General features: G+C 50.7%; 12 protein-coding genes, 3 tRNA genes and 2 pseudogenes. 3 read left to right on the plus strand and 14 right to left on the minus strand.

What is annotated here, in order from left to right; all coding sequences use genetic code 11:
* Position 1 precedes the first annotated feature (1 nt).
* Positions 2–583: a YmfQ family protein gene (locus tag NXS97_RS05820; protein WP_116219582.1), complete on the minus strand. Its 582-nt coding sequence runs from the start codon at positions 581–583 to the stop codon at positions 2–4.
* Positions 574–933, minus strand: a pseudogene (locus tag NXS97_RS05825) (baseplate J/gp47 family protein); the annotation flags it as partial. The pseudogene NXS97_RS05825 and the gene NXS97_RS05820, both read right to left, overlap by 10 nt.
* On the opposite strand from NXS97_RS05825, the pseudogene NXS97_RS05830 reads away from it, so the two are divergent.
* Positions 927–1955 (plus strand): annotated as a pseudogene (locus tag NXS97_RS05830) (tyrosine-type recombinase/integrase); the annotation flags it as partial. The pseudogenes NXS97_RS05825 and NXS97_RS05830 overlap by 7 nt on opposite strands.
* 70 nt (positions 1956–2025) lie before the next feature.
* On the opposite strand, the gene NXS97_RS05835 reads toward NXS97_RS05830, so the two are convergent.
* The 6 genes from NXS97_RS05835 to uvrY form a co-directional block, all read right to left on the minus strand.
* A tRNA-Leu gene (locus NXS97_RS05835) sits at positions 2026–2112 on the minus strand.
* A 10-nt stretch (positions 2113–2122) separates the two neighbouring features.
* A tRNA-Cys gene (locus NXS97_RS05840) sits at positions 2123–2196 on the minus strand.
* Between the two features lie 40 nt (positions 2197–2236).
* Positions 2237–2312 (minus strand) — tRNA-Gly (locus NXS97_RS05845).
* A gap of 191 nt (positions 2313–2503) precedes the next feature.
* Positions 2504–3052, minus strand: a complete 549-nt coding sequence (pgsA, locus tag NXS97_RS05850) for a CDP-diacylglycerol--glycerol-3-phosphate 3-phosphatidyltransferase (RefSeq protein ID WP_006118776.1) — start codon at positions 3050–3052, stop codon at positions 2504–2506.
* A 68-nt stretch (positions 3053–3120) separates the two neighbouring features.
* Positions 3121–4953, minus strand: a complete 1833-nt coding sequence (gene uvrC / locus NXS97_RS05855; RefSeq protein ID WP_013025304.1) for an excinuclease ABC subunit UvrC — start codon at positions 4951–4953, stop codon at positions 3121–3123.
* On the minus strand, positions 4946–5605 hold the full coding sequence (uvrY, locus tag NXS97_RS05860; RefSeq protein WP_013025303.1) for a UvrY/SirA/GacA family response regulator transcription factor: 660 nt from the start codon (positions 5603–5605) through the stop codon (positions 4946–4948). Before uvrY ends, uvrC begins: the two co-directional genes overlap by 8 nt.
* A 428-nt stretch (positions 5606–6033) precedes the next feature.
* On the opposite strand from uvrY, the gene NXS97_RS05865 reads away from it, so the two are divergent.
* Positions 6034–6258, plus strand: coding sequence for a DUF2594 family protein (locus NXS97_RS05865; RefSeq protein WP_013025302.1), 225 nt, complete (start codon positions 6034–6036; stop codon positions 6256–6258).
* 33 nt (positions 6259–6291) lie between these two features.
* Here the strand turns inward: NXS97_RS05865 and NXS97_RS05870 are convergent, their stop codons facing one another.
* The 3 genes from NXS97_RS05870 to NXS97_RS05880 all read right to left on the minus strand — a co-directional run bounded on the left by NXS97_RS05870 (position 6292) and on the right by NXS97_RS05880 (position 9366).
* A complete protein-coding gene (locus NXS97_RS05870) occupies positions 6292–6903 on the minus strand; it encodes an acyl-homoserine-lactone synthase (protein WP_014606161.1) in 612 nt (203 codons plus the stop codon).
* Positions 6904–7025: 122 nt separating this feature from the next.
* Entirely contained in the window at positions 7026–7748 is a 723-nt protein-coding gene (gene sdiA / locus NXS97_RS05875) for a transcriptional regulator SdiA (protein ID WP_116219580.1), read from the minus strand.
* A 922-nt stretch (positions 7749–8670) separates the two neighbouring features.
* Positions 8671–9366, minus strand: a complete 696-nt coding sequence (locus NXS97_RS05880; protein WP_022623615.1) for an extensin family protein — start codon at positions 9364–9366, stop codon at positions 8671–8673.
* Between the two features lie 284 nt (positions 9367–9650).
* On the opposite strand from NXS97_RS05880, the gene cycA reads away from it, so the two are divergent.
* Positions 9651–11042 (plus strand): D-serine/D-alanine/glycine transporter, encoded by a 1392-nt coding sequence (cycA, locus tag NXS97_RS05885; protein WP_013025298.1) that lies wholly within the window; start codon positions 9651–9653, stop codon positions 11040–11042.
* Between the two features lie 40 nt (positions 11043–11082).
* Here cycA and NXS97_RS05890 read toward each other — a convergent pair whose 3' ends face one another.
* The 3 genes from NXS97_RS05890 to NXS97_RS05900 all read right to left on the minus strand — a co-directional run bounded on the left by NXS97_RS05890 (position 11083) and on the right by NXS97_RS05900 (position 13824).
* The gene (locus NXS97_RS05890; RefSeq protein WP_022623616.1) at positions 11083–12057 is read right to left on the minus strand and encodes a metal-dependent hydrolase; all 975 of its coding nucleotides are present in this window, start codon (positions 12055–12057) and stop codon (positions 11083–11085) included.
* Positions 12058–12104: 47 nt separating this feature from the next.
* Complete coding sequence (gene rutR / locus NXS97_RS05895; protein ID WP_042677723.1) at positions 12105–12740, minus strand: HTH-type transcriptional regulator RutR; 636 nt, start codon at positions 12738–12740, stop codon at positions 12105–12107.
* A gap of 169 nt (positions 12741–12909) precedes the next feature.
* Positions 12910–13824 (minus strand): DMT family transporter, encoded by a 915-nt coding sequence (locus NXS97_RS05900; protein ID WP_116219579.1) that lies wholly within the window; start codon positions 13822–13824, stop codon positions 12910–12912.
* Between the last annotated feature and the right edge of the window lie 46 nt (positions 13825–13870).

Raw genomic sequence — 13870 nt, forward strand, 5'->3', positions numbered from 1 at the left:
TTTACTCCGGGTATTTAAAAATAACGTAGGTATGAGAAGGTGCCAGTTTTTCCAGCACGCATTCCGCTGTTGTCTCTCCCCAGCTTCTGAGGCTTTCAGAGCAGTTACTTATCGCAGTCATGGAAGTAATTTGCGTGGCGGCAGGCATATTCACCTGCCAGTAATAACGCCACCCGTCGGTGTAAAGCGAATCATTGCAGTTTAAAATGCAGCTGAACTGACTCTTGTTGTAGCGGGTAATCGTGGACCCGGAGTACCCGAGCGCATTGAGCTGTGCCTGGTAAAATGCCAGATTAATTCCACCAGCAAGATTGATCTTCGCATCAAGCCGCTGGCGGCGCTGCTGAAGAGTCTGTATGCCTGCCGGTGCGCAACTGTCGGGCAACCCGCTTATCTGTTCGTAGCGGTCAATCAGTTCGGTAACCGATCTCGGGTCCGCCTCTAGCATCAGTGCATCGGCACGACCGTGCGCGGCGTGAAGTGACGGGGCCAGCCCGGCCAGTAATAAATCGTCGTTATCCCAGGCCGGACCGCGCGGCAGCAGTGCAGCGAGCATCTGCCTGTACTGGGCGGTTAAGTCCATGAAATATTCCCCACAATACCCACTTCGCCTTTGCCAATCGTAATATCAGCAGCAGGACTAACGAGCGTGTGGCTGTATTCCCCTGCCGCAATACTGATTGCCTCACTGATACGGGATGGCTTGAGTACTCCTTCTGGGCCACCGTCACGAAGCATCATCGATCTGAGCTCTGCTTCAACGGCATGACGTATCGCTGCTGTGTCCGGATTAAGACGTATTTGAAAATTAACCGCGTGAGCTTTGGGTGCAAAAACATAAATATCAGCACCGGCAACCGGTGCCAGCGGCTCAATGTAAGCTTTTACAGCATCAACTGTAGCGGAGTCCGGTATCGGGTTAATCAGATCGCTGGTTACCGCTCCGCGTTTATTGGGGCCATTCTGCTTACGAATTCAAGCCTAAAAACGGCGGCACAGTCCGGCTTTGCGACATAGACAGTACGAAGGCTCAGGTCTGGATAGCATACGAAGCACTAATTAACGAACGTAAGCGTGAAGATGCATTCGAAGGCCTTGCAGAATCCTTTTTTAATTCTCCAGATTTTTTCGAATTAGCCAAAGAAACGCAGAAAGACTACCGAAAATACTCGGTTAAAGTTTTGGCCGTCTTTGGGAAGATGCCCCCTGACTCCATAAAACCGGAACACATCCGAAAATACATGGACAAGCGCGGCTTGAAAAGCCGTGTTCAGGCTAACCGGGAGAAGGCGTTTATTTCACGTGTTTATCGTTGGGGATATGAGCGTGGGTTGGTGAAGGGAAATCCTACTAAAGGGGTCAAACAGTACAAAGAGAAGTCACGCGACCGTTATGTTACGCACGAGGAGTATGCAGCCTTGTATAGCCTCGCTTCGCCCGTTGAGAAGATAGCCATGGAGCTGGCCTATTTGTGTCTGGCGCGGCAGGCTGACGTTCTCTCAATGAAGAAAACTCAGCTTGTTGAGCAAGGAATATTGATCAAGCAAAGCAAAACTTCAGTAGCTCAGATAAAGGGCTGGAGCGAAAGGCTCCGTTCTGTCATTGCCCTTGCTGAGTCATTACCACTGAATAAAGGAATGAGTAGTATTTTTATCATCCACCAGCCTTCCGGTGCCGGTTATACAAGAGATGGTTTTAATGCCAGATGGAGAAAGCTGAAGCAGGAAGCAAAGGATAAATTCCCTGACATTGATTTCAACTTTACGTTTCATGATTTAAAGGCAAAAGGGGTTTCAGATTTGAATGTTGATATTTACGAGAAGCGGGCGATTTCGGGTCACAAGAATGTCGAACAGACGGCACGATATGACATGAAAATCGCTGTGGTTCCGGTGGTTGGGGCTGAGCTGGAAGCACTTCATATTCTGAAGCCATATTCTGAAAAGCAGAAATAAAAACAAAAAACCGCCCAGAGAGGCGGCTTAAACGACATTGCTACTGCTTGATTTTATTGGTATTTCAATATGGTGCCCGGGGCGGGACTTGAACCCGCACGACCTTGCGATCGAGGGATTTTAAATCCCTTGTGTCTACCGATTTCACCACCCGGGCGAGGTATAACTGGAGGCGCGTCCCGGAGTCGAACCGAGGTACACGGATTTGCAATCCGCTGCATAGCCACTCTGCCAACGCGCCTTAAACTTGTCTGCTGCCAGGTTATCCTGGCCTGCTAATTTGGAGCGGGAAACGAGACTCGAACTCGCGACCCCGACCTTGGCAAGGTCGTGCTCTACCAACTGAGCTATTCCCGCATCATCTTACCGTTCAGTTCACTGCCTGCTGAAGGGCTCGATATTTAATGCACTTCATCGAACTTACTGATTTTTCTTAGCTTCTGCAGCTGTGCTGCCGTTCGATGCGATGCATTCTACTGAGATGACGCGATGAGTCAATAAAATTATCCCCACAATGCGTCCGTTTGCTGCTTTTTAAATCGTATCGATCACGGTTCGAGCAGATCCCCGCGCGCCGCGCTCAGATACTGAAACATCGACCAGAAAGTCAGCACTGCCGCAATGTATAACGCAACGACACCCACGCCGACAACCATGCTGTCCGGACGCCACAACAAGGCAAAAAGTGAGAACATCTGTGCCGTTGTTTTTACCTTACCAATCCAGGAAACGGCAACGCTGCTGCGTTTGCCGATTTCAGCCATCCATTCGCGCAGCGCGGAGATAATAATTTCTCGTGCAATCATCGTTGCGGCTGGCAGCGTGATCCACCAGGCATGAAAGTACTCCGCAACCAATACCAGGGCAATTGCCACCATGACTTTATCGGCAACAGGATCGAGGAAAGCGCCAAAGCGGGTTGTCTGCTTCCAGCGACGCGCCAGAAAGCCGTCGAACCAGTCGGTTACGGCTGCCACAACAAAGATCAACGCGGTAACAAATGGCGCCCAGTGGAACGGCAGATAGAAAGCCAGCACAAAGAACGGAATAAGAACGACGCGAAACAGGGTAAGACAGGTCGGAATGTTAAATTGCATATGCTGGTAACTGTCTGGATTGGGTGGTGTTTAACGTATGTTCCTACATTGCCCACCCTGTTTCAATGCTAGTGTTTCAACGAGTAGTAGATTTTTTCCGCCAAAGCATGGGATATGCCAGGGACATTCGCGATCTCTTCCACCGATGCATTCATCAGCGGTTGCAGGCCCCCCATGTACTTAAGCAACTGCTGGCGTCGTTTTGGCCCCACACCTTCAATGCTTTCCAGAGCACTGGTATTTTTCACTTTGGCCCGCTTTTTACGGTGCCCTGAAATAGCATGATTGTGAGCATCATCACGAATATGCTGAATCACGTGCAGCGCTGGTGCATCAGGCGACAGGGAAATCCCCTCGCCCTCCGCCTCGAAAAACAGCGTTTCAAGACCGGCTTTGCGATCGGTGCCTTTTGCCACGCCCAGTAAAATGGGACGTGATTTATCCCAGCTCACGTCCAGTTCGGCAAAAACCTGCTTTGCCTGAGCCAGTTGGCCTTTACCGCCGTCGATCAAAATGACATCGGGGATCTTCTCTTCCTCAATCGCTTTTCCATAACGGCGACGCAGCACCTGATTCATCGCTGCATAATCATCACCAGGCGTGATGCCGGCAATGTTATAGCGGCGATAATCGGCACGGAGGGGACCGTTTTGATCGAACACGACACAGGATGCGATGGTCTGCTCTCCCATGGTATGGCTGATATCAAAACACTCCATCCGGGTGATTTTATCCAACTCCAGAAACTCGGCTAGCGCAGTGAGACGCTGATGAATGGTCGAGTGCTGAGACAGACGGGTTTTTAATGCCGAACCGGCATTGGTTCGTGCCAGTTTGAGATAGCGCGCGCGATCACCACGAGGTTTACTTTGAATATTCACCCGACGCCCGGCTAATTCGGTCAGCGACTCAGACAGCAGTTCGCGCTCAGGTAAGGTGAAATCCAGCAAAATTTCACCGGGCAGCGTCCGCATTTCGCTACCCTGCAAATAAAACTGCCCCACAAAGGTTTGCACGACTTCCGCCAGATCGGTATCGGCGGGCACCTTTGGAAAATAGCTTCGGCTTCCCAACACTTTACCCTGACGAATAAACAGCACGTGTAAACAGGCCATACCGGCATCGTAGGCCACGCCAATCACATCCAGGTCGTCGCCCTGATTAGACACAAACTGTTTTTCGGTGACGCGCCTGACGGCCTGGATCTGGTCGCGCAGGCGTGCCGCTTCTTCAAACCGCAGGGCATGGCTTGCATCTTCCATACGGCGGACCAGTAAATTCAGCACCTGATCATCCTTACCCGCCAGAAAAAGCCGCACGTAATCCGTTTGCTGTGCGTACTCTTCCTCACTCACCAGCCCGGCAACACAGGGACCCAGGCAGCGGCCAATCTGGTATTGCAGGCAGGGGCGCGTACGGTTGCGATACACGCTGTTCTCGCATTGACGGATGGGAAACACTTTTTGCAGCAGCGCCAGCGTTTCTCGTACCGCGTAGCCATTGGGGAACGGGCCGAAATATTCGCCTTTCGCGTGTTTCGCGCCCCGATGCATCGCCAGGCGAGGATGAACATCGCTGCTGAGAAAAATGTAGGGGTAGGATTTATCGTCGCGCAACAGAACGTTGTAGCGCGGTTGATAAAGCTTGATGTAATTGTGCTCAAGCAACAACGCTTCGGTTTCAGTATGGGTTACGGTGACATCGATGTGATGGATGTTACTCACCAGCGCTTCGGTTTTTCGGCTGCCAACGTTCGTACGAAAATAGCTCGTAAGCCGCTTTTTCAGATCTTTGGCTTTGCCGACATAGATAACCGTTCCGGAAGCGTCATACATCCGGTATACGCCGGGTTCACTGGTGACCGTACTCAGAAAGATTTTGGGATTAAAGAGGTCACTCACTACTTATTAACGGCTCCGCATTATACAGGCCATGTCTGATGGCCAGATGCGTTAACTCTACATCGCCACTGATATTCAGTTTGCTGAACATCCGGTAACGGTAGCTGTTAACGGTTTTAGGACTGAGATTAAGCTGCTCGGAAATTTCCGTCACCTTTTGCCCCTTGGTGATCATCAGCATAATCTGCAATTCCCTTTCCGACAAACAGCTGAAGGGAGATTCGGCTTTTTGTGGCTCAATCTGGCTAAGCGCCATTTGTTGAGCGATGTCCGATGCAATGTAGCGCTGCCCGGCGTTGACCGAGCGAATCGCGTTTACCACTTCCTGTGGCGCTGCGCCCTTACTGAGATAACCTGCGGCACCAGCCTGCATGACTTTTGCCGGCAGGGGATTTTCAGTATGGATAGTCAGCATGATGATTTTGATATCAGGGTTGTAGCGCACGATTTTTCGCGTCGCCTCCAGCCCGCCGATGCCCGGCATGTTCATATCCATTAAAATGACATCAACCTGATTAGCACGGCACCACTTAACGGCATCTTCACCACAACAGGCTTCGCCAGCGATCACCAGACCTTTAATATCTTCGAGAATACGGCGGATACCGGCACGTACCAGTTCATGGTCATCGACAAGAAGGACAGTGATCAACGCGAAGCACTCCGCAGCTAATAAGAGGTAGCATTTAACGATTGCAAGCGGCAATCATACCCGTTTTTGCATTAAAAGCACATATACAAAGTCGTGGAAGGAGAGCTTTCAATGATTTATATCAATGCAAATCCTGGGTTATTGGAAAGCGCATCCCAAAAAACAGCTACTGCAATGGGATTTTTAAAAAAATAGTCTTTTCATGAAGTTAAAAAAAACATAACGTCTCAATTAATCATCTTCCTGACATTGCTGTCTGTTTTTTTGACCTGACCATTCCTGCACGTGATTAATAAATTTAACTGAACAAAGTCAGGCGGGAACGCCTGCTGTCGTGATGCACTCAGCAAGCGTAATCCCCTGTGATATACTCTCGGATTGCTGTGCGTACCGAATAAGAGACGACGTTAACCACCAAGGAGAAATTCATGAGCGATGAAGATTTCGCGACCTCGCAGGAAACGCAAAAATTATCTGATGAAGTGGCTTGCCTGAAGATGATGATCACACTGATTCTGAAAGGAATGGGCCAGGCCGATGCGGGCAAAGTGATCATTAACATGGAACGCTACGTCAAAACCCTGGGCGACATGCCGCAGGCGGAAGTGTTCAGCAACACGATCAAGCAAATCAAAGCGGCTTATCGTCAGTAACGCGAAGATGCCCCCGTCACCGGGGGCATAAACTCAACCGTGCGGGTGCCAGTTAACCGAGACGCCCAACGAAGGCAGAACCTCCTCCGGGCTGAAGCGACGTGCACCACGGTATTTTTCTGCCAGTGCTGGCTGGCTGACAGGAATACGGATGGCAAACAGGTTATCTTCCGACTGAATCAGTCCGGGCGTTAAGGGCTGATAGACGACCTGATGCTGCTCGAACATCTTTTCCAGCATCGGCGTGGCCGAGCTGATAATAAATTCAATACCGTTAATTTCGGCCAGTTGAACAGCATGCCAGAGAATCGTAAGTGGCAACTCAGGATCGACCTCCAGCCGCGCTGAGAAACGCGACATTTCCCAGACTTTTTCGTGGTTGAACGGTAAAACGATACCTTCCGTTTGCTCGGGTTCAGTCCAGGGCATTAATCGCGCACAGCCACTGATACCATTGCGTACACTCCATGCGATCAACCAGGTTACATCAGAGCGATCAAAACGATCGTACTCTTGCCCAGGCGTGCTCAGACGCGGCGGAATCGACCAACCTTCACCCCGTGCAAACACGCTATAACGGTAACTGCCAAGCTCGGCAAGCAAGGAAGATGGCATATCCTTTAACTGCGTTTGAACTATTTTCATCATGCGCCTCTGACATCCCCATGTTTGCAATGATTTCTTCGCGCCTGCCCAGGAGCGCACTAGCGCAGGGTAGACAAGTGACCTCAACGAGGGAACTACTAAAGTTGGCAGTTGCTTTTCATTTAAATCAGTCCAATTGCTGCGGCGTAGCATGCAATTTGAGTTTTATTAGAAACATTAAAACGTTTTTTCATATTTTTTTGGTAAAAATTTACGGTGTGCTCAGAAATCGACAAAATAAGTGAAATTTCTTGTGACGTTTTGCCTTCAGCAGTCCATCTCAAAATTTCGAGCTCACGCTGACTAAAATCATTTCCCTGGAGCATCAGTGCTTCATCATTCAGGCGTTCGAGTAAGGACAGGCTTTGCTCAGCCAAAAAATGCAGCTTTACCTCGAGCTCAACTCGCCGGCTGCCAGTAATAAAGGGACGCTTTGATCCTATAGATAATATACCAACGGCGCGATTTGATGCCATTGCAGAACACGAAAATCCGCTCAGGAGCCCAAAATTACACGCATCCTGCCACATTTCTTTTGCCGAGCTAAACAGCTCAGGCGTCCACTCAACCCCTTTTCCTGAGCGCAGGCAAAGCTGCAACACGGGATCGATCGCATAATAATTCTGCTCTTTATAACGTTTAATCCATAATTTAGGATAAGTGTCATGTAAATAAACACGTGGTCGGGTAAAAGGAACGCGGTGCTGGATAAAAAAAGCGAAATAATCGAAACCCAGTGACTGGATATAATCCTGCAGGAGCCCCTTTAATTGTTGGGTCGTCGCCAGTGCCTGAAAATGATTTTCAGTCTCAGTCCGCCAGGAAAAATAATCTTCACTTGTCATATTGCCTCAACTTCCACTACGTGCTTGATATCTTTGCATCAGAAATGAATTTACCCTGTGTCAGCACATCAAAAAAAGCTTTATTTTCATTTGGTTTTCAGGACCCGTTACGGGCAAAATGCCAAAACCAGGGATAAAAGAATGCTGCTGGCAATTCAGGCAACGCGTGATGGGCAGAATAATAGGATTTTTCTTATATTTTTTCAATCTTTAAACGCAGCCAGCATTGAAAAATAATACTAAAGAAGTTGCGGTCCGCAACTTATTATTTTCCTGGATGACCCATTTGATACCCGCAACGGGTCAATGTACACCTTTTATGCATCATCATTGCTGATTAAACGTTCAAGGCAAAGCCTAAAAAAGAACATGCTGCAGTATCGCTGACATCAAATGTGGCGTTATTCAAACCTCCGGGTAACATGATCTCTGCCGAAAACGCGTCCCTTACCGCGCCTGGCGCCCTACTCTTTTGGCTCTGCTCAAGCGTGATGCACGACCTTAAGTGAAACGCGTGACGCAAAGAGAATGTCTTTTCCCTGATAAGAAAGAAGCTGTTCATATTGTTGCCCCAGGATAAAATATCAGACATGAATTAACTTAACATATTGTCTGAGCGGGGTAAAAATACAGCCTGTAAAAAACAATCAATAGCGTACTTAATAAGAAAAAAATATCACAATAAAATATCGGGATGTTAATAAAATTAAAACACAGCAACGACCTCAGAATTCATTATCCCACATGCATTAAATAACATCTATTCGCTGCAAGGCACAACGCCACACATAAAAAAGGTTGCATACCCGGATATAACGTTAATAAAAAAAGCGAAGCCTGAAAAACCGAAATAGTCGCATATTTTTTATGCTGAATAATAAGAAATAAAAACCCCGTAATTACCCTCAGCGCTGTCCTGTTACTATCTGCAATAACCTGCCCCACGCATGCCAAAATGAAAATGTGTTGCATGCGCAGTATTATAATCCGGCCCAAGCGCATTACCAAAAAAGTGACAACCTGTTCGCCACAATCCGTGAAGTAATAGCGCTTTCTCTTCAGGTTGCTGCCAGTGTTGACTGACCACCAGCCGCTGACCATTGGCCAGACGATAGGCCGTTATATCCCAGGCGTCAGCAGTGGCATGTTCGCTTAGTCGCCCCTGAGTTCGGTGATAGATATTACGACAGGCATAACTGCCAACATGCTCAATGCCCACCAGCCGGGTGCCCGACTGCTGAAGAATCTGCTGACTGCTGTGAACCACATACAGGGTGGCCGCAACGGCCATGGGACAGCTGGCCAGAAAGCTGCTGCTGAGTGATACTGCGCCCATTTTTTGCACTCTCAGCGGCTCAGCCAGCGGACACTGGCCGGCGATGGCTGGTTGCTGGCTGAAACTCACCTGTCCCGCCTGCTCTGCCCGACGCATGACGTCAAGACAGGCGGCAGGATCATTTTGCAGACGCTTGATTTTCAGCCGCGTCATCCAGCCTGGCGGATCGGTCACCGACAGAGGCGTGAACGGATTAAACTGCGGGGGTAAGTGCTGTTTCAGCCAGGGCAAACTCATCCACCCCAGCCCGGTCACGATAATAAGCAGGACAAGCGTGCGCATAATGCCTCTGATGTGAAACAACCAATAATGAGGAAGTGTAGAAGCGCCGTGCGTTGTCTGCCCCGGAGATAACACAAGGTGATGAAATATTACCTAATCTGACGTAAAAACCGCCTGCTGGAAGCAAAAATGCTCTTTTGATGAGTATGTTGTCTGATATTGTTAAAAAATGATTACCGTTTTTATCCTTACTTCCTCTATCTTATGCCAAATTGCTTCAGACACTCAGTCATCCTCAACAGCCATCAGAGCTGACACAACATCAAGACAGGAAAGACAATTTCATGGTTGATCACTCTCACCACACGCAGAGCCCGCAAGGCTCAGACACATTGCGGCGCAATCTGCATAACCGGCATATCCAGCTCATCGCTATCGGCGGCGCTATCGGAACGGGTCTGTTTATGGGCTCGGGAAAAACCATTAGTCTGGCCGGCCCGTCCATCATTTTCGTCTATATGATCATCGGCTTTATGCTGTTTTTCGTCATGCGCGCAATGGGCGAATTGCTGCTGTCGAATCTGGAATACAAATCCTTTAGCGATTTTGCGGCCGACTTACTTGGGCCGTGGGCGGGCTACTTCACCGGTTGGACATACTGGTTCTGTTGGGTGGTCACCGGTATCGCCGACGTGGTGGCTATCAGCGCCTACTTCCAGCTCTGGTTTCCGGGGTTCTCCATCTGGATGAGTGCGCTGTTGTGCGTCTTTGTCTTTTTGGCGTTGAATATCGCCACGGTGAAGATGTTCGGTGAGATGGAATTCTGGTTCGCCATCATCAAAATTGTGGCGATTGTCGCCTTAATTGTGACCGGAATCGTGTTGGTTTCACTCCACTATCCTTCTCCCGGTGGCGGTACCGCAGCCCTGAGTAATATCTGGGATCACGGCGGTATGTTTCCCAAAGGACTGAGCGGATTTTTTGCCGGGTTTCAGATCGCTGTGTTTGCCTTTGTCGGCATTGAGCTGGTCGGTACGGCCGCCGCCGAAACACAGGATCCGCACAAGGTCTTACCGCGCGCCATTAACGCGATTCCCTTGCGCGTCATTATGTTTTATGTCCTGGCCCTGATGGTAATCATGTCTGTCACGCCCTGGACAGAAGTGATGGCCGATCGCAGTCCGTTCGTTGAGATGTTTGTTTTAATTGGTCTTCCGGCGGCGGCAAGTATCGTGAACTTCGTGGTATTAACATCTGCCGCCTCATCGGCTAACAGCGGCATTTTCTCGACCAGTCGCATGCTGTATGGCTTATCACAGCAGGGCGTTGCCAGCCGGGCTTTTGGGCGGTTATCTGCGCGCGCCGTTCCCACGACCGGCCTGTTCTTCTCCTGCTTCTGTTTGCTGTGCGGCGTAGCGCTGATTTACCTGATTCCGGATGTGATGACCGTCTTTACTCTGGTCACCACGGTTTCGGCCATTCTGTTTATGTTCGTCTGGACCATCATCCTGTGCAGCTATCTGGCCTATCGCAAAAAATTTCCGGAACGCCATGCGGCATCTAACTTTAAAATGCCGTTGGGTAAATTCATGTGTTGGGTTTGTATGGCCTTCTTCGTGTTTATCCTCGTCCTGCTCACGCTACAGGAGGATACACGTCAGGCATTAATGGTGACGCCATTATGGTTTATCCTGCTGGCCATCGGCTGGCAGCTGCGTAAACGCACGCGCCGTTAACCCCCAGCATGAAGAAAGCCCGACAAAAGTCGGGCTTTTTTTATAACTGCTCAGCAATATGGCTGAACGTGCGCTTCAACGTGCGCCCGGCGGACGGGAGGCGCTGCGGCCAGGCATCCGGACGCTGTGCCGTTCCCAAACCAAAGGTGAAGGTGTAGCGGTCATCGTCGCCCATACGCAAATCGGCGATGGTGACCTGTCCATCGCGCTCACTCATGGCATAAAAGCCGTGGCTGAACCAGGCAATGCGCTCTGCAAACCAGTTCCCCTTGAATGACGCAAATAATTCAGGATGACGGGGCCGCCAGGTCACCGTAACGGGACGCCGCGGCGACAGCAAAGACCAGTAAGCTTCCCCATAACGATCGGGCGTGATAATGACGCTACGCCAGACAAGGGTATTTAGCGCCGTGGGCGTGACCAGCACCTTGTTTGTTGCAATGCCCTGCTGTTCAAGTGACTGTTTGATCTGCCCGTCCGCGACCTGCTGAATCAGCACGCTCCAGACGAGATAGGCCGAGCTCAATGCCAGTCCCGCGCGGTTCCAGCGCAATCCCCGATCGCTGCGACGCCACAACGCCACCGCTAAGCCAACGAGCAGCGGTAAGGTATAAAGCGGATCGACAATATATATGCTGCCGATCGCGTAAGGATGATCGGTAAGCGGTAATCCCAGTTGCGTGCCATATACCGTCATCAGATCGAGAAGAGGATGGGTGATCAGCGCCAGCCAGATGGCGGGCCACCAGGCCGTCCATGCTGGCCCGGCACGACAAAGCCGTGCAACCAGCCAGGCCACTAAGGGGGAAAGCAGCGTCAGATAAAGCAGCGCATGGCTTTCGGTTCGGTGCAGCGTCATATTGCGGATAGCATCACCGTGATCGAGAAAGACATCAAGATCCGGCAACGTTCCACAGGCCGCGCCGATAATGGCGGCCTGCCAGGCCGGAACACGGCGGCCCATCACCGCCAGGGTTACTGACGCGCCCAGTACGCATTGTGAAACAGAATCCATCAGCCCGCTCCAGTGTTTATTCCTGTATTCAGTATGGCCTTGTTCTTTTAACGCACCCGAATACCTTCAATAATAATGCGCTGAACGTTCTCTACCGTTTCTTCAAAAAACAGCGGATTAGTGAGCCTGTTTCCCGTAATGGCTTCAACCTGACTGGCAAAATCGGCGTAGTGCTGCGTGGTTGCCCAGAGCATAAAAATCAGGTGTTGGGGCTTAATACCCGCCAGCCGTCCTTCGGCTATCCAGCGCTGTATAATCGCTGTTTTATCATCCATAAGTTGTTTTAAATCCCCCGCCAGTTCACCTTTCAACAGGGGCGCCCCCTGGAGCATTTCCAGGCAAAACAGCCTTGATGCCTGCGGATGGTCCCGGGAGACTTCAAGTTTTAGGCGGATATAGTGCCGAATGGCTCTCAAAGGATCCTGATCGTGGCTCAGTGCACGCAGGGGCGCCAGCCAGACATCCAGGATCTCTTTCAACACGGCAATATAGAGCGCTTCTTTGGAAGGATAGTAGTACAGCAAATTCGTTTTAGAGACACCGGCGCGGTCAGCGACTTTTTCCAGCCGCGTACCGTGGATGCCAAACTGGGAAAAAAAGCTTAGCGCGGCCTCCAGAATAGCCGCCCGTTTGGCAGCGACGGCCACTGAGCGGCGCGTGGGCACTGATTGTTCCTTTTTCATAGGGTTCCCCTCGCCTGACACTGTGTATCACAGCAAGCTCATGAATTTGCCACGTGATAACAGTGAAGGTTTAAACGCTGCGGTAATGTCAGTAACACGCACAACGACAACATCTCTCTCAGAACAGGCGCAATAACCGACTCGCGCCTTCGCGTCATCCTTTTGACCTTCATTCGTCCCGCGAAGAGGCTGAGGGTATCGCTTTGCGGCGCTTCAGACGCAGTTCACTGATAATCACGCCGCAGACGATAAAAGCGCCACCGAGTATCGCGGCTGCCGGCAAACGTTCGCCGGCGATGCGCCCGACCACGCCCGCCCATACCGGCTCTCCGGCGTAAATAACCGTTGCCCGCGTGGGCGACACGCTGCGTTGTGCCCAGTTCATCGTCACCTGGATAAGCGCACTGGCGGCACCCAGACCTAATGCGCTGAGCAATAACGGCGTCGACAGGGCAGGCAACGTTTCCCCGTTGGGAAGCATAAAGCAGAAGGCACAGAGTGAAGCGACGGTAAGCTGTATAAAGGTCACACGACGAACATCAACATGACCGGCAAATCGGCTGATAAGAATAATTTCGCCCGCAATCGCCAGGGTACTGATCAGCGTGGCAATCTCACCCTGATTGAGCACCACCCTTCCGTCCTGCGGCCCCGCAACCAGTATTAAGCCGCAAAACGCCAGTAAGATACCCAGCCATGCCATTAACGGAGGTGGACGCCGTAGGAACAGCCATTGTAAAAGCGGCACAACCGGAACATATAAGGCGGTCAGAAAGGCCGACTGGCTGCTGGAGATGGTCTGCATTCCCCATGTCTGCAGACCGTAACCCGCGGCAATGGTCAGGCCGATAAGCGTTCCCGCCTTTATTTCAGTCCAGCTGATTGCGGCAATGTAACGGCGAAAAAAGAGCGCCAGCAGGATGGCCGCAGTGGCAAACCGCAACCCAACAAAGAAAAACGGGCCTGAGTGCTGCATCGCCCGATGTACCACTAAAAACGTCCCGCCCCAGATCATCGTAATGAAAATAAGTACCCATTCCTGACGCGTTATACGCACGGTCAGTCTGCGCGTCGTAGTCGACATAGTTCACCTGCCTGATTGATTCAGGCGCTATTGTGATCGGCGATGC

This window comes from Pantoea sp. B623, from assembly GCF_024814475.1.
Taxonomy (GTDB): Bacteria; Pseudomonadota; Gammaproteobacteria; order Enterobacterales; family Enterobacteriaceae; genus Pantoea; species Pantoea ananatis.